Source organism: Prauserella oleivorans (genome assembly GCF_042685745.1).
GTDB lineage: Bacteria > Actinomycetota > Actinomycetes > Mycobacteriales > Pseudonocardiaceae > Prauserella_A > Prauserella_A oleivorans.
The window spans coordinates 962654-983159 of sequence record NZ_JBHUNT010000001.1 but is presented as its reverse complement, the minus strand read 5'-3'; the positions used below and the strand labels follow the sequence as shown (position 1 = coordinate 983159).

The 20506-nt window shown below is 71.0% G+C and carries 21 protein-coding genes; 14 read left to right on the top strand and 7 right to left on the bottom strand.

The features are described from left to right. Positions 1–97 precede the first annotated feature (97 nt). On the top strand, positions 98–1318 hold the full coding sequence (locus ACFSZT_RS04850; RefSeq protein WP_377396115.1) for a lipase family protein: 1221 nt from the start codon (positions 98–100) through the stop codon (positions 1316–1318). 13 nt (positions 1319–1331) lie between these two features. On the opposite strand, the gene ACFSZT_RS04845 is transcribed toward ACFSZT_RS04850, so the two are convergent. Continuing rightward, the gene (locus ACFSZT_RS04845; RefSeq protein WP_377396112.1) at positions 1332–1745 is read right to left on the bottom strand and encodes a DUF3151 domain-containing protein; all 414 of its coding nucleotides are present in this window, start codon (positions 1743–1745) and stop codon (positions 1332–1334) included. 240 nt (positions 1746–1985) lie between these two features. Continuing rightward, positions 1986–3014 carry a class II fructose-bisphosphate aldolase gene (fbaA, locus tag ACFSZT_RS04840; RefSeq protein WP_377396108.1) on the bottom strand — a complete coding sequence of 343 codons (1029 nt, stop codon included), beginning with the start codon at positions 3012–3014 and terminating at the stop codon, positions 1986–1988. Positions 3015–3229: 215 nt separating this feature from the next. On the opposite strand from fbaA, the gene ACFSZT_RS04835 reads away from it, so the two are divergent. Continuing rightward, positions 3230–4516 carry an MFS transporter gene (locus tag ACFSZT_RS04835; protein ID WP_377396105.1) on the top strand — a complete coding sequence of 429 codons (1287 nt, stop codon included), beginning with the start codon at positions 3230–3232 and terminating at the stop codon, positions 4514–4516. A gap of 31 nt (positions 4517–4547) precedes the next feature. Here ACFSZT_RS04835 and ACFSZT_RS04830 read toward each other — a convergent pair whose 3' ends face one another. Further along, the gene (locus ACFSZT_RS04830) at positions 4548–5378 is read right to left on the bottom strand and encodes an LLM class F420-dependent oxidoreductase (RefSeq protein WP_377396102.1); all 831 of its coding nucleotides are present in this window, start codon (positions 5376–5378) and stop codon (positions 4548–4550) included. A 116-nt stretch (positions 5379–5494) separates the two neighbouring features. Here ACFSZT_RS04830 and ACFSZT_RS04825 point away from each other — a divergent pair, with 116 nt between their 5' ends. The 4 genes from ACFSZT_RS04825 (at position 5495) to ACFSZT_RS04810 (ending at position 9819) form a co-directional block, all read left to right on the top strand. After that, the gene (locus ACFSZT_RS04825; protein ID WP_377396099.1) at positions 5495–6397 is read left to right on the top strand and encodes an SDR family oxidoreductase; all 903 of its coding nucleotides are present in this window, start codon (positions 5495–5497) and stop codon (positions 6395–6397) included. Between the two features lie 11 nt (positions 6398–6408). After that, on the top strand, positions 6409–6885 hold the full coding sequence (locus ACFSZT_RS04820) for a pyridoxamine 5'-phosphate oxidase family protein (RefSeq protein ID WP_377396096.1): 477 nt from the start codon (positions 6409–6411) through the stop codon (positions 6883–6885). Between the two features lie 94 nt (positions 6886–6979). Further along, positions 6980–8614: a sigma-54-dependent Fis family transcriptional regulator gene (locus tag ACFSZT_RS04815; protein ID WP_377396093.1), complete on the top strand. Its 1635-nt coding sequence runs from the start codon at positions 6980–6982 to the stop codon at positions 8612–8614. Between the two features lie 92 nt (positions 8615–8706). Next, positions 8707–9819 carry an NDMA-dependent alcohol dehydrogenase gene (locus tag ACFSZT_RS04810; RefSeq protein WP_377396090.1) on the top strand — a complete coding sequence of 371 codons (1113 nt, stop codon included), beginning with the start codon at positions 8707–8709 and terminating at the stop codon, positions 9817–9819. Between the two features lie 30 nt (positions 9820–9849). Here ACFSZT_RS04810 and ACFSZT_RS04805 read toward each other — a convergent pair whose 3' ends face one another. Next, positions 9850–10134: a YciI family protein gene (locus tag ACFSZT_RS04805; protein WP_377396087.1), complete on the bottom strand. Its 285-nt coding sequence runs from the start codon at positions 10132–10134 to the stop codon at positions 9850–9852. Between the two features lie 168 nt (positions 10135–10302). Between ACFSZT_RS04805 and ACFSZT_RS04800 the strand changes: the two genes are divergently transcribed. The 4 genes from ACFSZT_RS04800 to ACFSZT_RS04785 all read left to right on the top strand — a co-directional run bounded on the left by ACFSZT_RS04800 (position 10303) and on the right by ACFSZT_RS04785 (position 13234). Then, the gene (locus tag ACFSZT_RS04800; RefSeq protein ID WP_377396084.1) at positions 10303–10950 is read left to right on the top strand and encodes an RNA polymerase sigma factor; all 648 of its coding nucleotides are present in this window, start codon (positions 10303–10305) and stop codon (positions 10948–10950) included. A gap of 88 nt (positions 10951–11038) precedes the next feature. After that, entirely contained in the window at positions 11039–12175 is a 1137-nt protein-coding gene (nagA, locus tag ACFSZT_RS04795) for an N-acetylglucosamine-6-phosphate deacetylase (RefSeq protein ID WP_377396344.1), read from the top strand. Between the two features lie 10 nt (positions 12176–12185). Next, a complete protein-coding gene (locus ACFSZT_RS04790) occupies positions 12186–12905 on the top strand; it encodes a MerR family transcriptional regulator (protein ID WP_377396081.1) in 720 nt (239 codons plus the stop codon). Next, positions 12902–13234 carry a hypothetical protein gene (locus ACFSZT_RS04785; protein ID WP_377396078.1) on the top strand — a complete coding sequence of 111 codons (333 nt, stop codon included), beginning with the start codon at positions 12902–12904 and terminating at the stop codon, positions 13232–13234. The genes ACFSZT_RS04790 and ACFSZT_RS04785 overlap by 4 nt, the downstream gene beginning before the upstream one ends. A 15-nt stretch (positions 13235–13249) precedes the next feature. On the opposite strand, the gene ACFSZT_RS04780 is transcribed toward ACFSZT_RS04785, so the two are convergent. Both ACFSZT_RS04780 and ACFSZT_RS04775 read right to left on the bottom strand, forming a co-directional pair. After that, positions 13250–14647: an FAD-binding oxidoreductase gene (locus ACFSZT_RS04780; protein WP_377396075.1), complete on the bottom strand. Its 1398-nt coding sequence runs from the start codon at positions 14645–14647 to the stop codon at positions 13250–13252. 9 nt (positions 14648–14656) lie between these two features. After that, on the bottom strand, positions 14657–15079 hold the full coding sequence (locus tag ACFSZT_RS04775) for a PPOX class F420-dependent oxidoreductase (protein WP_377396072.1): 423 nt from the start codon (positions 15077–15079) through the stop codon (positions 14657–14659). Between the two features lie 191 nt (positions 15080–15270). On the opposite strand from ACFSZT_RS04775, the gene ACFSZT_RS04770 reads away from it, so the two are divergent. The 4 genes from ACFSZT_RS04770 (at position 15271) to ACFSZT_RS04755 (ending at position 19960) form a co-directional block, all read left to right on the top strand. Beyond that, positions 15271–15780, top strand: coding sequence for a MarR family winged helix-turn-helix transcriptional regulator (locus tag ACFSZT_RS04770; RefSeq protein ID WP_377396069.1), 510 nt, complete (start codon positions 15271–15273; stop codon positions 15778–15780). Continuing rightward, complete coding sequence (locus tag ACFSZT_RS04765) at positions 15777–18383, top strand: MFS transporter (protein ID WP_377396066.1); 2607 nt, start codon at positions 15777–15779, stop codon at positions 18381–18383. Before ACFSZT_RS04770 ends, ACFSZT_RS04765 begins: the two co-directional genes overlap by 4 nt. Continuing rightward, positions 18383–19204 (top strand): YceI family protein, encoded by an 822-nt coding sequence (locus tag ACFSZT_RS04760; RefSeq protein WP_377396063.1) that lies wholly within the window; start codon positions 18383–18385, stop codon positions 19202–19204. Before ACFSZT_RS04765 ends, ACFSZT_RS04760 begins: the two co-directional genes overlap by 1 nt. An 87-nt stretch (positions 19205–19291) precedes the next feature. Then, positions 19292–19960 carry a DedA family protein gene (locus tag ACFSZT_RS04755; RefSeq protein WP_377396060.1) on the top strand — a complete coding sequence of 223 codons (669 nt, stop codon included), beginning with the start codon at positions 19292–19294 and terminating at the stop codon, positions 19958–19960. A 48-nt stretch (positions 19961–20008) separates the two neighbouring features. On the opposite strand, the gene ACFSZT_RS04750 is transcribed toward ACFSZT_RS04755, so the two are convergent. Continuing rightward, complete coding sequence (locus ACFSZT_RS04750) at positions 20009–20419, bottom strand: VOC family protein (protein WP_377396057.1); 411 nt, start codon at positions 20417–20419, stop codon at positions 20009–20011. Positions 20420–20506: the final 87 nt, after the last annotated feature.

The following is a 20506-nucleotide window of genomic DNA, read 5'->3' as shown; positions in this document are numbered from 1 at the left end:
CGCGGCCGGCCGGGACCACGCTTCCGGAGGCTTGACACCCGGTCTCCTCACCTCGACTCTTTTTCCGACAGCGTTGTCGGAAACCCTGGGGAGCACCATGCGTTCGGGACGCCGTGGTCTGGTCACCGCGATCCTCGCCGCGCTCGTCGGGCTGGCGTCGGTCACGATCGCCGCACCCGCGCACGCGAGCGACTTCTACGATCCACCGTCGCCGTTGCCCCCGGGCAACGCGGGCGACATCATCCGCCACCAGCCGTCCCGGTTCTTCCTCGACCCGGCCAGGCTGGTCGCGGCTCCGGCGCGCGTGCAACGCGTCATGTACCGCAGCACGGACACCCATGGCGAACCCAACGCCGTCACCGGCACCGTCTTGACCCCGCTCGTCCCGTGGCACGGGCCCGGACCGCGGCCGATCATCGGCTACGCCGCCGGCACGCAGGGCCTCGGCGACGACTGCGCTCCCTCCAAGGCGATGGCGGCGGGCGTCGAGTACGAGGGCGCCTTCCTCGCCGGCCTGCTCGCCCGCGGCTACGGCATCGCCATCACCGACTACGAGGGGCTCGGGACGCCGGGCGTGCACACCTACGTCAACCGGAAGGCCCAGGCACACGCCGTGCTCGACGCGATCCGCGCGGCCCAGCGGCTGCCCGGGTCGGGACTGCCCGCCGACGGGCCGGTGTTCACCGCCGGCTACTCGCAGGGCGGCGGCGCCTCGGCGGCCGCGGCCGAACTGCACCCGACGTACGCGCCCGAGCTGCGGCTCGCCGGTGCCTACGCCGGCGCGCCGCCCGCCGACCTCTCCGCCGTGGCCACCAACCTCGACGGCCACTACGCCGCCGGCTTCCTGCTGTTCGCGGTCGCGAGCATGAACGCCGCCTACCCGGAGCTCGGCATTCCGGAACTGCTCAACGACAAGGGCCGGGACGTGCGCGAGCGCATCGAGCGGGAATGCACCGCGGGCGCGATCCTGCACCACGGCTTCACCCGCAGCGCCGACCTCACCGCCGACGGCCGCCCGCTCACCGAGTACCTGGACGAGGAGCCGTTCGCATCGGTCGTCGCGGAACAGCGCATCGGCCGCATCGCGCCGGCCGCGCCGGTGCTCGTGGCGCACAGCCGACTGGACGACATCGTGCCCTACCCGCAGGGCCGCGACATGGCGCGCTCGTGGTGCGAGCTGGGCGCCACGGTCCAGTTCGACACCCTCGCGATTCCCACACACGTCGGCGGGTACGCCGGTGCGTTCCCGCGCGCGTTCGCCTGGCTGGAGGGGCGGGTGCGCGGCGGCGAGGCGCCGTCCAACTGCGGCCGGTTCTGAGGTCCGCCGCCGATCAGGCGAGCCCGGTGGCCTTGGCCGCGGCCGGGTCGGCGTCGGCGAGGAACTTCGTGCAGCGCTCGTACTCGTCGGTCTCGCCGATGCGGCTCGCGGCCTTGGCCAGCGCCGCGAGCGCACGCAGGAAGCCCTGGTTCGGCCGGTGCTCCCACGGCACCGGGCCGAACCCCTTCCAACCCGCGCGACGCAGCTGGTCCAGCCCACGGTGGTAGCCGGTGCGTGCGTAGGCGTAGGCCTGGACGACCTCGTTCTCGCCGAGCGCACGCTCGGCCAGCGCGGCCCATGCCTCGCTGAAGTCGGGGTGCTCGGCGGCGACCTCACTCGGATCCGTGCCCGCGTCGAGCGCAGCCTCGGCATCGGGCCGCTCCGGCAGCTTGGTGGGGTCCGGTTCGAGCAGGTTCCCGTGCGTCATGCGGCCATTCTGCACCACGAAAGGGCGTGGGGCCGTCAGAGGATGAACGCCAGCGACAGCCCGGTGCCGCCCAGGATGAGCGCCACCACGAGCACAGCGGCGACGAGTCGTTTCGGCATCATGCGCCTACTGTGCCCGACATCCGATCGGGACCGAGCCGGTGCCCTGAACGGGTGAAGCTCCCCGGTGCGGCGCCGTGGCACTCTGGCACCGGGGAGCTTCACACGACGGATTACCTGCTCAGAGCTTCTTGCCCGCCGATTTGAGGCTCTCGGCGGCCTGAACGACCCGCTGCGCCATCGAGCCCTCCGCCTTCTTCAGGTAGCTGCGCGGGTCGTAGGTCTTCTTGTTGCCGACCTCGCCGTCGATCTTCAGCACGCCGTCGTAGTTCTTGAAGAAGTGGTCGGCGATCGGCCGCGAGAACGCGTACTGGGTGTCGGTGTCGACGTTCATCTTCACCACGCCGTACGACACCGCCTCGTGGATCTCCTCCAGCAGCGAACCGGAGCCGCCGTGGAACACCAGCTCGAAGGGCTTCGAGCCCTCCGGCAGGCCCAGCTTCTCCGCGGCGACCTGCTGGCCGCGCTTGAGCACGTCCGGGCGCAGCTTGACGGCACCCGGCTTGTACGCGCCGTGCACGTTGCCGAACGTCGCCGCGAGCAGGTAGCGGCCCTTCTCCCCGGCGCCGAGCGCGTCGACGGTCTTCAGGAAGTCGCCCTCGGCGGTGTAGAGCTTCTCGTTGATCTCGTTCGAGACGCCGTCCTCCTCACCGCCGACGACACCGATCTCGACCTCGAGGATGATCTTCGCCTCGGCGGCACGATCCAGCAGCTCGGCGGCGATCTTGAGGTTCTCGTCGAGATCGATCGCGGAGCCGTCCCACATGTGCGACTGGAACAGCGGGTTCTGCCCGCGCTTGACCCGCTCCTTCGACAGCTCGATCAACGGGTTGACGAAGCCGTCGAGCTTTTCCTTGGGGCAGTGGTCGGTGTGCAGCGCGACGTTGACCGGGTACTTCGCGGCGACGACGTGGGCGAACTCCGCGAGCGCCGTGGCGCCGGTGACCATGTCCTTGACCGCCTGGCCGGACGCGAACTCGGCGCCGCCGGTGGAGAACTGGATGATCCCGTCACTCTCGGCCTCGGCGAAGCCCCGGATCGCCGCGTTCAGGGTTTCCGACGAGGTCACGTTGATGGCCGGGTACGCGAACTCGTTCGCCTTGGCCCGGTCCAGCATCTCCGCATAGACCTCGGGTGTGGCGATGGGCATCGTGTCCTCCTCGACGGTGTCCTGACTCCGGCGCCGGTGGGCGCCGGGACGCTTGTGTCCGCATCCTACGAGGCACAGCGTGACACCGCGCCGGACTGCAGTGAAGGCCACCCGGCGCCGCCTCGCGGGGCCTTTCTCCTCGTGGCCACCGTCATAACCGCACACCTCGTCCGCGGACCTAGAATTGGTTGCGGTAAGCAAACAGAGAGGCGGTCATGACGGCAGAGGTCGGGACAGAGCGCTCGACAGCCACAGCCGCACCGTCCCCGCACCGCCCCCGCATCTTCTCCCGGGATCTCGCCCTCGTCTGGGTCGTCAACTTCTTCCTGGCCCTGGTCTTCTACGGCCTGACGACGACGATGGCCGTGTACGCCGTCACGCGGTTCGCCGTCTCGGACTCCACGGGCGGCCTGACCGCGAGCATCTTCGTCGTCGGCGCGACCGCATCCCGGCTGTTCACGGGCGGGCTGGTGGACCGCGTCGGCAGGCGCCGGGTTCTTTGGGCGGGCCTGGCGGCCTGCGTCGTGCTGGCGGCCCTGTATCTGCCGGCGACGTCGCTGCCTGTGCTGTTGGTGGTGCGGGCCATCCACGGCGGCCTGTTCGCCATCACGAGCACGGCCGCCATGACGTTGGCGCAGTCCTACATCCCGCCCTCGCGCCGGAGCGAAGGCACCGGCTACTACGCGCTGAGCATCACGCTGTCGACGGCGGTCGGCCCGTTCGCCGCACTCGAGATCGTGGAGGCCGGCAGTTACCAGACCCTGTTCTGGTCGGTCCTGGGTCTGCACGTCGCCGCCTGCCTGCTGGGCCTGCTGGTCAGTACGAAGGACGCGCCTCGTGCCGAGCGGCGCGAGCAGCACGCCGGCCGCCGTGGCCGCGGCCTGCGGGGATTCGTGGCCTCCATGGCCCATCCGGCCGTGTTGCCGATCGCTGGATTCATCCTGGTGGTGGGCTGCATCTACTCCGGCATCGTCACCTATCTGAACGCCTACACGGCGCAGGAAGGTCTGCAGCGCGGCGCCAGCCTGTTCTTCCTGGCCTACGCGCTGGTGATGTTCCTGACGCGGTTCGTCGTCGGCCCGCTGCAGGACAAGCGTGGCGACAACGGAGTCATCTACAGCGCGATCGCGGTGTTCGCGGCCGCGCTGGTGCTGCTCGGCACGGCCTCGGCTGACTGGATGGTGGTGCTCGCGGGCGGTCTGAGCGGGTTCGGCTTCGGCACGCTCAACCCCGCCTGCCAGGCGATCGCCATCGCGAAGGTGCCTCAGGAGCAGTTCGGGCTGGCGATCTCCACGTTCTTCCTGATGCTCGACAGCGGAATCGGCCTGGGCCCGGTGCTGCTCGGCGTGCTCGCGCAGGCGACCGGCTACGCGACGATGTACCTGGTGCTGGCCGGGGCGATGCTGCTGAGCGCGCTGCTGTACCTGCTCGTGCACGGCCGCCGTCCCGAGGCACGGCAGGGCCGCGCGGCAACGGCGCGCCCGGAGCCGGCCCAGGCGTGAGGCCGGCTCCCGGCGCGCGACGCTGCACGCGCTACCTCAGGTGCTCCGCCATGGCCGCGTAGCCGGGCAGCGGGTCCTCGCCGCGCGGCGTGAGGAGCTGCAGGCACACGTGGTCGGCGCCCGCGCCGAGGTGTGCGCTTGCGGCCCGCACGACACTCTCGGCGTCGCCGTGCACCCCGAGGTGGTCGATCAGCTCGTCGCTGCCGCCGTCGGCGATGTCCTCCTCGGACCAGCCGATCCGGCGCAGGTTGCGAACGTAGTTGGACAGCCCCAGGTACGGCTTGATGTACGGCCGGGCCACCTCGCGGGCGCGGGCGGGGTCGGTGTCGAGGACGACCTTCTGCTCCGGTGCCAGCAGCACGCCGGTGCCGACGATCTCGCGAGCCTCCCGCGTGTGTTCCGGAGTGGTCAGGTACGGGTGGGCGCCGAGAGTCCGCTCAGCGGAGAGCCGCAGCACCTTGGGGCCGAGCGCGGCGAGCGCGCGGCCCTCGGCGGGTACGCCGGCCTCGTCGAGTTCGTCCAGATAGGAAACGATCTTGTCGTAGGGCTTCTGGTACACCTGCACCGCCTCGGGGTGGCCGATGCCGACGCCGAGGAGGAAGCGGTCGGGGTGCTTGGCGGCGATCCGCCGGTAAGAGGCGCCGACCGTGGCGGCGTCGTCGGTCCACATGTTCACGATGCCGGTGGCGACGGTGATGCTCGTGGTCGCGTCGAGGAGCTCCTCGGCGAGAGCCAGATCGCCGGGGGGCGAGCCACCGATCCAGATGGTGCCGTAGCCGAGCTTTTCGATTTCCACGGCGAGCCGGGCGTCGAGTTCGCGCGCGATCCGCCAGATTCCGTACTTGCCGAGATTCACTGCCATGATCCCGGCAACGCGGTGCGCTGCGCTCCTGTTCCGCACTGTCACCCTACCAATGAGTAGCCTACTGCGAGTAGGTTGCGGTACGGTCCCCTCGAGCAAGCACCGAGGAGGCACCAATGGCGTTCCTGACCGGCGTAGGCGCGAAGAGCGTGAAGAACAAGGTCGTCCTGATCACCGGCGCGGCCCGGGGCATCGGCGCGGGCCTGGCCGAACGGCTGGCCGCCGACGGCGCGAAGGTCGCGCTGCTCGGGCTCGAAGCCGCCGAACAGCAGAAGGTCGCCGACCGCATCGGCCCGGCAGCCCGCTCGTGGGAAGTCGACGTCACGAACTGGGACGCCCTGCAGCAGGCCACCGACGACGTGGTCCACCACTTCGGCGGCATCGACATCGTCATCGCCAACGCCGGCATCGCCACCACCGGCTTCGTCCGCTCGGTCGACCGCACGGCCTTCGAGAAGGTGATCGAGGTCGACCTGCTCGGCGTCTGGCGCACCTTCCGCGTCGCGCTGCCACACGTGATCGACCGCAAGGGCTACCTGCTCGCCATCTCGTCCTTCGCGGCGATCGCCCACGCGCCGGGAATGGCCAACTACTGCGCCGCCAAGGCCGGTGTCGAGGCGTTCTGCAACAGCCTTCGGGCCGAGGTGCAGCATCTCGGCGTGAAGGTGGGCGTGGCGCACCCGACGTGGATCAAGACCGACCTCGTGGAGAGCGCCGACCGGCACCCGGTCTTCGGCAAGCTCCGCTCGGGAATGCCCGGTTTCGTCGGCAAGACCTACCCGCTCGACCTGGCACTCGACATGCTGCAGGCCGGTATCAAACGCCGCGCCCGCACCATCCACGTGCCTCGCTGGGTGGGCGCCATGAAGTTGATCCGGGCGCTCATTCCGCCGATCATCGAACTCGGCGCGCGGACCCGCGTGCCCGCGGCCGACCGCGCCGCGCTCGAGGACATCGCAGCCCGCGGTGCCCGGGAGGCGGCGGTCACCGGACACGGGGGCCGCGCGGCGATCAAGTAGGAGAGACATCGATGTCCCGTCGCGACCAGATCCGGATGACCCCCGACGAGATCACCGCCTACTTCGCCGAACAGAAGGTCATCAACGTCGCGACGATGAACCCGAACGGCAGGCCACACCTCGCCCCGCTGTGGTACATCCCGCGGGGCGGGGGTGTGGCGACCTGGACGTACCGCAAGTCGCAGAAGGTCGCCAACCTCTTCCGGAACCCGCAGGCCACCGTGCTCATCGAGTCGGGCGAGTCCTACGAGAAGCTGCGCGGCGTCTCGATGGAGTGCGACGTCGAATTCGTCGAGGACACCGACGCCGTCGCGCAGATCGGGCTCGCCATGGCGATGCGCTATGCCGGCGTGGACGGCGAGCCCGCCGACGCCCCGGCCGAGTTGAAGGCCGGCATCCTCAAGCAGGCCCCCAAGCGCATCGGCCTCGTCTTCACGCCCACCAAGATCGTCAGCTGGGACCACACGAAGCTCGGCGGCCGCTACTGACCGCCGAACGGATTCACCGGCTTCACCACGCGCGCGGCCCCTGTCATGATGACCTGGATCACTCGCCGAGGAGTGCCCCGCTGAGGAGAGCGCTGTGGAGCTGCGCGCGGAGATCGTCCAGTCCTGGCGGCGGGCCGAGCTCAGCGGCCTGAGCCCGACCAGCCCGGCCGACCGCCTCGAGGTGGAGGACGTCGACGTCCGGAGCCGGCTGTTGCGCGCGGCGACCCCGGTGCTCGACGAGATCGAGCGGCAGTTGCACGACACCGGCCTGTGCGTGATCCTCGCCGACCGCGACTGCCGGATCGTCGCGCGGCGCTACGGCGACCGGTCGCTGGAACGGGTCCTCGACAGCGTGAGCGCCGTCCCCGGCTGCCGGTACACCGAGGAGACGAGCGGCACCAACTCGGTGGCCACGCCGTACGAGCTGCGCCGCGGGGTGGCGGTGCACGGCGAGGAACACTTCCTCGACGCCCTCAAGTGCTTCACCTGCTACGGGCATCCGATCGTGCATCCGGCCACCGGCAGGCTCGAGGGCGTGCTCGACATCACCGGGCTCGTGGACGACTCCAACCCGCTGCTGGCGCCGTTCCTGCTGCGGGCGGTCGCCGACATCGAACGCAGGCTCCTCGACGGGTCGAACCAGGCGCAGCAGCGGCTGCTCGCGGCGTTCCAGGCCGCGCGGCACCGGTCGTCGGCTGTCCTGGCGCTCGGCGACGACGTCGTGCTGGCGAACCGGGCGGCCGTCGATCTGGTGGACCCGGCCGACCACCCGCTGCTGCGGGAGCTCAGCCGCACCAGGCGGGGTGTGCGCAGGCTGCGGCTGGCGTCCGGCACCGAGGTCGAGGTGCGCATGGAGGCCGTGTCGGTGAACGCCGGGATGCTGTTCGAACTAGCTCCCGTGCGGCCGGCCTACCCCGGCGTGGCCCGCAGGCGGGCTCTCGGCGGGGTACTCCCACCGGACGTGGAGGACCGGTTGCGCCGCAGCGCTGCGGCCCGCCGCCGGGTGCTCGTCGCAGGCGAACCGGGCACCGGACACACGGCGGCCACGGCGATCCTGGCCGGCGCCGAGCCGCTCGCGCGGATGGACGCCGCCGACGTTCCCGTGCGCGGGGAGGCCGAGTGGTGCGCCCGGCTCGAACGGCTCGCCGCCGGTCATCCCGGACTGATCGTGCTGCGGGACGTCCACCTGCTCCCGCCCGTACTCGCCGCGCGGACCGCGCGGCTGCTCGACGCCTCGCCGGCCTGGTTCGCGCTGACCAGCGCGCCGGTGACCGAGCTACGAGGGGAGCACGCCGGGCTGGTGGCCCGGGTGCACCGCCGCGTCGAGCTGCCGCCCCTGCGCGATCGGCGGGCGGACATCCCGGCGCTGGCGCGGACCCTGCTCGCCGGGCTCCACCCGGACAGCACCCTGCGGCTCACCGCGGGCGCGCTCGAACTGCTCGCCGCGCAGCCGTGGCCGGGCAACCTGCGCGAGCTGGAGACCGTTCTCGCCGACGTCGCCGACCGCCGCTCGGCAGGCGACATCACCGCCCGCGACCTCGCCGCGGCGTGCCCGGTGAGCACGTCCGCGCCGCACCTGTCCGGATGGGAGCAAGCCGAGTACGACGCCATCACCAGGGCACTCGCGGCCGTCGGCGGTAACAAGGTGCGGGCGGCCCGGCAGCTGGGCATCAGCCGCTCGACGCTCTACAACCGGATGCGGGCCTTGCGCATCACCCCGAACCGGTGAGGCGGGTGTGCAGTTTTTGCACAGTTGCCCTGGTCGAGACCGCCCGACAATGACCTTCCTGACATTGCAACGGCGCAATAGAGGAGTCAGTCGTGAAGACGAAGGCAGCGGTTCTGTTCGACGCGGGTAAGCCGTTCGAGATCCTCGAGCTCGACCTGGACGGCCCCGGCCCCGGCGAGGTGCTCATCAAGTACACGGCGGCCGGTCTGTGCCACTCCGATCTGCACCTCATCGACGGTGACCTGCCGCCACGCTTCCCGATCATCGGCGGCCACGAGGGCGCGGGCATCATCGAGGACGTCGGCCCCGGTGTCACCAAGGTGCAGCCCGGCGACCACGTGGTGTGCAGCTTCATCCCCAACTGCGGCACGTGCCGCTACTGCTCGACGGGCAGGCAGAACCTGTGCGACATGGGTGCCACGATCCTCGAGGGGCACATGCCGGACGGCACGTACCGGTTCCACTCCGGCGGCACCGACATCGGAGCCATGTGCATGCTCGGCACGTTCTCCGAACGCGCCACGGTCTCGCAGCACTCGGTGGTGAAGGTCGACGACTGGCTGCCGCTGGAGACGGCGGTACTGGTCGGCTGCGGCGTACCGACGGGCTGGGCCACGGCGAACTACGCGGGCGGCGTCCGGGCAGGCGACACCACGGTGATTTACGGCATCGGCGGCATCGGCATCAACGCCGTCCAGGGTGCGGCACACGCGGGCGCGAAGAACGTCGTCGTGGTGGACCCGGTCGAGTTCAAGCGCGAGACCGCCATGAAGTTCGGCGCCACCCACGCGTTCGCGAACGCCGCCGAGGCGGCCGAGAAAGTCAGCGAGCTGACGTGGGGTCAGATGGCCGACCAGGCGCTGGTCACCGTGGGCACGGTGGACGAGCAGGTCATCAGCGACGCGTTCGACGTCATCGGCAAGGGCGGCATCGTGGTCGTCACCGGGCTGGCGAATCCCGAGAAGCTCACCGTGCACGTCTCGGGCGGTGTGCTGACGCTGTTCGAGAAGACGATCAAGGGCACGCTGTTCGGCTCGGCCAACCCGCAGTACGACATCGTCAAGCTCCTGCGGCTCTACGACGCGGGCAAGATCAAGCTCGACGAGCTCGTCACCACGAAGTACACCCTCGAGCAGGTCAACGAGGGTTACCAGGACCTGCGGGACGGCAAGAACATCCGCGGCGTCATCGTGCACGACCAGTAGGAATCCGGCCGTCGCTGCCCGGGGGCGGGTTCACTCGCTCCCGGGCAGCCACGCGCCGAGCACCGGGGTGTACTCGCGGACGGTCCGCTCGGCGAGCGCGCCTTCCTGGTGGTAGGGGTCGGCGTCGATGATCTTCTGCAGCTCGTCGCGGTTCTCGGCCTGCAGGATCACGAGGCCGCCCACGTTGTCCTCCAGCGGGCCCGCGATGGCCACGACGCCCTGTTCGGCGAGTGTGGCGAGGTACTCGCGGTGCCGCGGCCGGACCTCGACGTACTTCTCCGGCACGTACCTGGTCTCCAACACGTACCACGCCATGTGCGGCCTCCCGGTGATCGAGCGGTGTCCCTTGACTGCGCACGGTATCGGTACCGGACGGTCATCCGGGAATCCTGGGTAATGCCCGGCCGACCCGATACGCTGAGTACGCGTGACTGGAGCGTGAGTCCTGGAGGGGACCGAGTACGCCATCGAGGGACGGTTTTGATGCACGGCAGCGCCGAGCCCATGCGCCGGCACGGCGGCGCGAGCAACCAGGGGCCAGCGAGGGCCCCGGGACGGCCGCGTGACGTCGAGAGCAGCGTCGAGCAGACGCTCGGCCACCTGCGGACCCTGGACGCGCCGGTGCCGACCGCGCCGCCCCCGGGACCGCTGACGCTCGAGGACCTGTACCGCCAGCACCGCATGCGACTGGTCCGCCTGGCCATCCTGCTCGTCGACGAACCGGCCACCGCCGAGGACGTGGTGCAGGAGGCCTTCACCGGTCTGCACCGCAACTGGGGCAAGCTGCGGGACGCGGCCGCGGCCGTGGGGTATCTGCGGACCGCGGTGGTCAACGGCTCACGCAGTGTGCTTCGGCGGCGCAAGACCGCCCGGGACTACGTGCCACCCCATGCCGTCAACGCCAGGTCGGCCGAGAGCCTCGCGATGTTGTCGACGGAGCACCAGGCCGTGGTCCAGGCGTTGTCCAAACTGCCACCCCGCCAGCGCGAGGTGCTCGTGCTGCGCTACTACGGCGGGCTGTCGGAGGCCGAGATCTCCGAGGCGGCCGGTATCTCGAAGGGGACGGTCAAGTCCACCGCGAGCCGCGCGCTCGAGGCTCTCCAGCGGGCCATGCACGATTCGAGACGCTGAACAACGGGAAAACTCTCACAGTCCCTGAGTTTGCCCGCTCGCTGGTCTGGACCAATAAGATGTGGTCGTGAACGGCTCCGACGAATTCGTGCTCACCGGTGGCCGCGTGGCCTTCCCCGACGGGGTGGCCGACGACGGCTGGCTTCGTGTGTCCGGCGGCGTGATCGCCGACGTGGGGACGGGCACCCCGCCCGACGGCCCGCGGGTGGATGCCGGTGGCGCACTCGTCGTGCCGGGCTTCATCGACACGCACTGCCACGGCGGTGGCGGTGCCGCGTTCTCCACCACCGACCCCGCCGAGGCCGCGCGCGCCATCGCGGCCCACCGCCGTCACGGCACCACGACCATGCTGGCGAGCCTGGTGACCGACCCGGTTCCGGTGCTGGCCGACCAGCTGGCGGCGCTGTCCGAACTGGTCGAGGACGGGGAACTGGCCGGTGTGCACCTGGAGGGTCCATTCCTCGCGGCACCACGCTGCGGTGCGCACGACCCGGCGTCGCTGCGCGATCCGGACAGCAGCGCCCTGGACACCTTGCTGGACGCGGGCCGGGGCCACGTGCGCATGATGACGCTGGCCCCCGAACTTCCCGGCGGCGTCAAGGCCGTGCACCGCCTCGTGGAGTCCGGAGTGGTCGCCGCCATCGGGCACACCGACGGCACCGGCGAGCAGGTCCGGGCAGCCGTCGACGCCGGTGCGACCGTGGCCACCCACCTGTACAACGGCATGCGCCCGCTGCATCACCGGGAACCGGGTCCGATCGCGGTGCTGCTCGAGGACGAGCGGGTCACCATCGAGCTGATCTGCGACCTCGTCCACGTGCACCCGACGATGGTGCGGCTGGCGGCCAAGCACGCCGGCCGGGGGCGGACGGTGCTCGTCACCGACGCGATGTCGGCGACCGGCGCCGCCGACGGCGCCTACACACTGGGCAAGCTGGCCGTCGACGTCCACGACGGGGTCGCGACCTTGCCCGGCTCGGGCGCGCTGGCCGGCAGCACGCTCACCATGGACGCCGCGTTCCGCAACTTCGTGCACGGTGCCGGGATGAGCATCGAGGACGCCGTGTGGGCGACGGCGTCCCGGCCGGCCGAACTGCTCGGCATCGCCGACCGGACTGGTCGTCTGAGTAGAGGCCTGCAGGCTGACCTGGTTCTTCTCGGTGACGACCTGCGCCCGAAGCGGGTATTGCGCCGCGGGCTATGGAACACGGAGGGCGACCGTTAGACTCGCCTGGGTGGCGGAGTACCGCGTCGACGAACTCGCCCGCATCGCGGGCACCACGGTCGGAAACATCCGGGTCTACCAGGACCGAGACGTCCTGCCGAAGCCGCTGCGCAAGGGCCGGGTGGCGCTGTACACGGACGCGCACCTTGCTCGGTTGCGCCTGGTTCTCGGCCTGCTGAAGCGCGGCTACACGTTCGCCCAGATCCGCGAGCTCATCGCGGCATGGGAGTCCGGGCGCGGCCTGGAGGATCTGCTGGGGCTCGACGAGGCGCTGACCGCGCCGTTCAGCGACGAGCCCCCGCGCAGGCTGTCCCGAGAGGACCTGTCGGCCCAACTCGGTCAGCAGGCCGACCGCGCGACCCTGGAGCGGCTCGAACGAATCGGCGTGTGCACCCGCGACGGCGAGCATGTCGTCGTGCACAGCCCCCGCATGCTGCACACCACGCGAGAGCTGCGGGCGGCGGGCGTCCCGGTGGACGCGACGCTCGACGCGGCGGCCGAGGTGCGAACCCACACCGACCGGATCGCGTCGGTGTTCGGGCGATTGCTCGACACCCACGTGCTGCCCGGCGACCTTCCCACCAACGGCGAGGCCGCGGAGGTCCGCCACCGCGTGGGTGCCCTGCGGCCGGTGGTCCAGGCCGCGGTCGGGGCGCTGCTCGCGCTGTCGATGAGCCGGGTGCTGCACGAGCGGCTCGGCGTGGCGCGCCGCTACCCTGAGCGGCGATGAGTGACGACCCCGAGCGCCTGCTGGCCGAGGCGTTGCGGGCACAGGCACGCAACGCTCCACCTGCTCAGGCCGGCTCCTCCTATCCCGAACCACCCGTCGTCGAGACACCGGGCGGGTACGGGCTGCTCTCCGGCGCCGGGGAGGGCTCGCTCGAGCGGGAGCGCGCCGCGCTCGAGGCCCAGGGGGCCGGTCGGGCCGACGAGCCGGAGCCGGCGCGGCCTCGCCGGGAACCGGAGCCCCGGCCGTTTCCGCTGCCGTGGATCCTGCTGCTGGCGGTCGCGCTCGGCCTGGCGTCCGGCTCGCTGGTCGGGCTGCTCACCCTGCTGTGAACCCGCGCCGGCCCCTCACTCCAGGGAGAACATCGACCCGGGGTTGAACACCCCGTGCGGGTCGAGCGCCCGCTTGACCTGCCGGTGCACCCGCAGGCCGACCGGACCGAGCTCGCGTTCCAGCCAGTCCTGTTTGAACTTGCCGACGCCGTGCTCGCCGGTGACCGTGCCGCCGAGCGCGAGACCGAGCTCGCAGATCGCGTCGAACGCCTGCCGGGCACGTTCGAACTCGCCCTCGGCGGCGGCGTCGTAGATGACGGTCGGGTGCATGTTGCCGTCGCCCGCGTGACCGTTCACCACCACCTGCAGGCCGACTTCGGCGCCGATGCGCCCGCAGCCGTCGATGAGGTCGGCGATCCGCGTGCGCGGTACGCACACGTCGTCGGTCATATGGGCGCCCATGGACTCGATCGCGGGGTGCACCGCGCGCCTGGCCTCCATGAGCAGGTTGCCCTCGGCGAGGTCGGCGGTGGCGTGCACCAGTGCGGCCCCGGCGTCGGTGCAGACCTGCCCGATAGCGGCGAGCTCGTGGCGCGCCGCCTCGCCACCCGCGTCGGATTGGCACAGCAGCAACGCCCCCGGCCCGGTGCCGACGCCGAGGTCGGTGCCGAGATGGCGTTCGACGGCGCGCACCGTCGCGGCGTCCATGATCTCCATCAGCGACGGCACCAGGCCCTCGCCGACGATGCGGCTCACGGCTGCACCGGCGTCCGCGGTGCCGGTGAACGCCGCGACGAGGGTGCCGGGCGCCTGCGGCAGCGGGCGCAGGGCGAGCGTGGCCTGCGTGATGACACCGAGCGTGCCCTCGCTGCCGACGAAGAGCTTGGTCAGGTCGTATCCGGCGACGCCCTTGACGGTGCGGCGGCCGGTCTTCAGCAGCGAGCCGTCGGCGAGGACGACCTCGAGCCCGAGCACCGAGTCGGTGGTGACGCCGTACTTCACGCAGCACAGCCCACCCGCGTTGGTGGCGAGGTTGCCGCCGATGCTGCACCAGTCGTAGCTGGCCGGGTCGGGCGGATAGAACAGGCCGTGCTTGGCGACCGCCTCACGCAGGTGGAGGTTCACCACGCCCGGCTCGACCACCGCGAGGCGGTTCGCCGGATCGATCTCGAGGATGCGGTCGAGCTTGGTGGTCACCAGCACCACGCAGCCGTCGAGGGCGTTCGCGCCGCCGCAGAGCCCGCTGCCCGCACCCCGCGGCACCACCGGCACGCCCGCGTCCGCGCACGCCCGCACGACGGCCTGCACGCCTGCCACGTCGGACGGCAGCACGACAGCCAGCGGCGTCCCGGACGGCGCGAGTGGCATCCGGTCGCGGGCGTACGCCGCGGTGACGTCGGTGTCGGTGAGCACGGCCTCGGGGCCGAGCTCGGCGCGCAGGGTGGCGAGCAGTCCGGAGCCGGTGTCGGTCATGGGGTCACGCTATCGGGCGAGGCCGTAGATCCGGTCCACGCGCAGCCGCAGGACGAGACGGCCGTCGGCCACCATCGCCCTGCGGTAGTCGTCCCAGTCGGGATGCTCGCCCGCGATGGCGCGGTAGAGGTCGATGAGCTCCTCCACGGCGGCGTCGTGCGGATCCCGGGCGACCTCGGACAGTTCGGCGACCCCCTCGGCCACGGCGTAGGACCAGCCGTCCTCGCTGGAGACGTGGTAGCTCGCGCGCGGGTCGCGGCGCAGGTTCCTGGTCTTGGCGCGGCCGTCGGTGATGGAGACCCGGATCAGGCCGGTGTCCGGGTCGAAGTGGTGGTTGACCGTGGACAGCTGCGGCCTGCCGTCGCGTTTGATGGTCGCGAGCACGCCGAAAGGGCGCGTGGCGAGGAGCTTGCGCAGGGCGTCGTGTGTCATGGCGGTCACAACGCGCGGTCGCGGTGAACGATTCCGGCTCCACGTCCGGGTGATTGCGAGGTGCGTTCGTTCACAGCGGACGGCCATTCGGTTGCACCCGGCGTAGAACGGAAGACATGCTTGCTGTAGACAACTAGTTGCACGTGGCAAGCAACCGGCAATCCCGACAATGGCGACGAAAGACGTGCCCCATGGCTACTCCCACACCGGGCGACCTCGCCCTGGCCGACGAGCTCGGTACCCAGCTGGTGCGGTTCATCCGGGTGATGACACGGGCGAAGTCGCAGGTCGCCAAGGCCGGTCCGGACGGCATCGAGCGCGCCGCCTACGCCATCCTGTTCGCCCTCGTGCACGACGGGCCGCAACGAACCAGCCGGCTGGCCGAGGCGCTCCACTCCGACGTCTCGACGATCAGCAGGCAGAGCAGCTCGCTGGTCCAGCACGGGCTCGTGGAGCGGACCGCCGACCCCGAGGACGGGCGGGCGTGCCTGCTCGCCCCCACGGCGGAGGGCCTGCGGGTGTTCGAGGAGAACCGCAAACGCCGGACACAGTGGCTGGCGACGTTGCTGTCCGAGTGGCCGGAGGAGGACCGCGCCACGCTCAACCACCTTCTGGAGCGCCTCAACACCGACATCGAGCGCTTCGATCCGCAGCTCGCCGACTTCTCGGCACACGGCACCACTCAGGGGGACCAACGATGACACACGCCGTGGACAAGTCGTCCGCTCCCAGCGCGGGCAGTACCGACGACACCGGCCCGGGCCTGACCCACCGGCAGATCCTGGTGATCCTGACCGGGCTGATGACCGGCATGTTCCTGGCCGCACTGGACCAGACCGTGGTCGGCACCGCGATCCGCACGATCGCCGACGACCTGCACGGCCTGAGCATGCAGGCGTGGATCACCACGGCCTACCTGATCACCGCCACCATCGCGACACCGATCTACGGCAAGCTCTCCGACATCTACGGCCGCAAGCCCTTCTACCTCGCGGCGATCTCGATCTTCGTGATCGGCTCCGCGGCAGCGTCGTTCGCGCAGTCGATGTACCAGCTCGCCGCGTTCCGGGCCGTCCAGGGACTCGGCGCGGGCGGGCTGATGTCGCTGGCGCTGACGATCATCGGCGACCTCGTGCCACCGCGGCAGCGGGCGCGGTACCAGGGCTACTTCCTCGCCGTGTTCGCCACCTCCACCGTGCTCGGCCCGGTGCTCGGCGGCTTCTTCGCCGATCTCGAGACCCTCGCCGGCCTCGAAGGCTGGCGCTGGGTGTTCCTGATCAACGTGCCGCTGGGCCTGCTGGCGCTGCTCGTGGTCGGCAAGGTGCTCAACGTCCCGCATCAGCGCCAGGACCACCGCATCGACTGGTGGGGCGGCCTCGCGCTCGCCCTGTGCCTCGTGCCGTTGCTGCTGGTGGCCGAGCAGGGCAACGAGTGGGGCTGGGACTCCACGCGGGCCGTGGTCTGCTACGGCGTCGGGGCCGTCGGGCTGGTGCTGTTCATCCTCGTCGAGCTGCTGATGAAGGACGAGGCACTGATCCCGCTGCGGCTGTTCCGCAACTCGACGTTCAGCGTGGCCATCGCGGGCGGGGTGATCGTCGGGTTCGCGATGTTCGGCTCCATCATGCTGATTCCGCAGTACCTGCAGATCGTGCAGGGCTACACACCGACCGAGGCGGGCCTGCTCATGCTGCCGCTGATGGTCGGCAGCATGCTCACGTCGGTCGCTTCCGGCCAGCTCACCTCACGCACCGGGCGGTACAAGATCTTCCCGGTGGTGGGCACCCTGCTCACCGCAGGCGGCATGGTGCTCTGGGCGCAGGTCGACTGGAACTCGCCGATGTGGCAGCCGATGGTCTACATGCTCGTGGTCGGGCTCGGCCTCGGTTGCTGTATGCAGACGCTGACGCTGGCCGTGCAGAACGCGGGCCCGCGCCGCGACATGGGCGTCTCCACCGCGTCCGCGACGCTGTTCCGGCAGATCGGCGGCACGCTGGGCGTCGCGGTCTTCCTGTCGATCCTGTTCAGCACCCTCACCGACAACATCGCGAACGCCTTCCGCGACGCGGGCATGCCGCCCGCCGCCATGAACACGGGGGGCAACATCATGGAGGACTCGTCGTTCCTCCAGCAGTTGCCGCTCGAGCAGGCGCGGCCGTTCTTCATCGGGTTCACCGAGTCGATCAACGCCGTGTTCTACCTCGGCGCGGCCGTCGCGGCGCTGGCGTTCCTGGTCCTGCTGTTCATGAAGGAGATCCCCTTGAGCGACAGCGCTCCCAAGGCCGCCCCGATCGAGGGTGGCGAGGCCCTGCTCGACGACGCCGACGCGGCCGCCCCGGAGGAGGACGCCGCGCGCGCCGCGGCACTGGCCGACGCCGACGAGGCGCTCGACGCCGAGCGCGAGCCCGTGCTCGCCGGGGCGGGTGCACCGGACCGAAACGGGCACGCCGACCTCCAGCCGGCCACGGCACCGATCATGGCCTCGGCCGGGGTGCAGCGGCCGCTCGAGACCTCCGGCCGCGCGATCACCGGCACGATCCTCCGGCAGGACGGTTCCGCGGTCGGCGGCGCCGCGCTGACGCTGATCGACCAGCGCGGCAAGCAGGTCTCGCGGGCCACCGGCGGCTCGGACGGCGGTTACACCATCGGCGCGCCCGGCCCCGGCACGTACGTGCTGATCGTGTCGGCGACCGGCTACCAGCCGCAGGCGTCGAGCGTGACGGTCGGCGAGCACGGTTCGCCCTCGCGCGTGAACGTGACGCTGACCGGCTCCGGCGAGGTGACCGGTCTGGTCCGGGCGGCCGGCAGCGGCAGCCCGCTTCCGGACGTGACGGTGACGCTGGCCGACTCCCGCGGCGAGGTCACCGGCGCCTGCATCACCCAGGCCGACGGCAGCTACGCCTTCCGGGGCGTCAACGCCGGCACCTACACGCTCGTCGCGAGCGGCGAGCGGCTACGGCCGACCGCGGTGACCCTGACCGTGCCGGACAGCGGCGTCGTGCGGCACGACGTCGAACTCGCCGGTTCGGCGCAGCTCACCGGCACCGCCCGGGCCGAGGACGGCTGGGTGGTGCGCGACGCGCGGATCACCGTGCTCGACCCCGACGGCAACGTCGTCGCGGTGGCGCGCACCGACGACTCCGGACGGTACGTGGTGAGCGACCTCCCCGAAGGCGACTACACCGTCGTGGCGAGCGGGTATCCGCCCGCGACGAGCCGGGTGAGCGTGACGGGCGGAGATGCCGCACACGACGTGCGACTCGGCTACGACCAGGTGATCGACGAGCTGACGGGGAACGAGCGCTGATGGCGGGACTGTCCGGACTGGTCCGCACGTCCGAGGGCTGGGCGGTGGAACACGCCGTACTGACCGTGACCGACCTCGGCGGCAGGCAGGCCGCCCGCGCGACCGCGGACGCCCGCGGCGCCGTGATGACCGGCCCGCTGCCCGCCGGGGTCTACACCGCCGTGGTGACGGCCGCCGGGTACCTGCCGGTCGCGCGCACCGCCCAGATCGGTGGCGACGGCGGCGGGTCGCTCGGCGAGATCACCCTCGCGCCGGAGGAGGGTGCCGTCGAGCTCCCGCCCACCGGACCATGGGTGATCGACCCGGTGCACTCGTCGGTCGTGGTGACCGCCCGCCACCTCGGAATCGCCAGCATCAAGGCACGCTTTCCCGAGCTCTCCGGACAGCTCCACGTCGAGCGGCCGGTGGAGCGGTCGTCGGTGCGGGCGCGGATCGACGCGGCCGCCATCGACACCGGCATCAAAATGCGCGACGACCACCTCCGCTCGGCCGACTTCCTCGATGTCGAGACCTATCCGGTGATCGACTTCGTGAGCACGGGGCTCACCCAGCGCGGCACCGACCGGTGGACCATGCGCGGCGAGCTGACGCTGCACGGGCAACGCCGGGAGGTCGAGCTCGATCTGCACTACGGCGGCTACGGGCCGGACCCGTGGGGCGGCGTGCGGGCGGCTTTCCACGCGGAGACGCAACTGAGCCGCGACGACTTCGCCATCAACTACAACGCAATGGTCCGGGCCGGAGTCGCCGCGATCGGCACGACCGTCAAAGTGGAGATCGACATCCAGGCCGTGCAGGGAGAACGTCTCCCGGAAATGTGATTGCGGCGCGGAGCGAGACCCTCTCGAAATCGGACCGACACCCTCGGGGTTAGGAACACCCGCACGGAGCAACGTACGCTGCCGGACGTGAATGTCGTGCACGCCGAAGCCGCAAGCGTCGGGCTCGACTGGCTGCAGACGGCGGGCCCGCTGCTGGTCTGGGTCATCGTGCTCAGCTTCGTGTTCGTGGAATGCGCGCTGATCGTGGGCCTGTTCCTGCCGGGTGACTCGCTGCTGTTCGGCGCCGGAGTGGTGCTCGCCCAGCACGGCGCGGACGAGCACGCCTGGGGCCTGTCGGTCGTCGCGCTCATCACCGCCGTCGTCGGAAATCAGGTCGGCTATTACGTCGGCAGGCACACCGGCACGCGGTTCATCGCCCGACGCGGCGGCAAGGTGCTCAACCAGCAGAATCTCGACCGTGCACGCGAATTCCTGAATCGCAAGGGTTTCCTGGCCATCGTGGCCGCCCGCTGGATTCCGTGGGTGCGCACGCTCGCACCGCTGATCGCGGGCGCCGCTCGGATGGACTCGCGCCGGTTCATGCTGGCGACCACCGCGGGGGCCGTACTGTGGGTGCCGACGCTCGTGCTGGTCGGCTACTACGGCGCCGGGCTGCTCGACACGGTGCCGTGGCTCAAGACGGCACTGGTGTGGGCCAGCGTCGCGTTCTTCGTGGTGGGCACCGGGTACGGGATCTACCGCTACCGGCAGGAGATGCGGCGCCCGGTCGAGGACAGCGAGACGGCCACGGTCTAGCTCGGCGGCTCCCGGGTCGCTCGGGCGAGGGCGCATCGGCGACGCGGTTCACGCGGGGTCCGTGGTGTCGGCCAGGATTTCGAGCTGGATGCCGTCGGGATCGCGGAAGACGACGACGGTCCGCCCCGGCGGCCGCTCGACGGCGTTGTAGCCGACCCCGTGGTCGGCGAGCTTGCGTTCCCAGCGGCCGAGCTCGGCGCACGAGGCGACGGCGAAGGCGACATGGTCCAAGCCGGTGTGCCGCTCGTTGAAAGGTGGGCGCTCGGCGTAGGCGTGCTCCACGAGCACCACGGAGAAGCCGTCACCGGGCGCGTGCAGCTCGACCCGGCGCAACCCGAACTCGACGTCCTCGCTGCGGGCCGCCACCTCGAACCCGAGCACCCGGACGTACCACGGCACGCTCCGGTCGACATCGGTCACCGTGAGGGCCAGATGGTGCACTCTCGCGAGCCTCGCCATGCCTGCCGCCTTCCACCAGGTGTGGATTGTCACCGGGGAAGGCCGCGCCGGATGCGGGGGGTGGCTGGAATGGGATGCCGCCGTGAC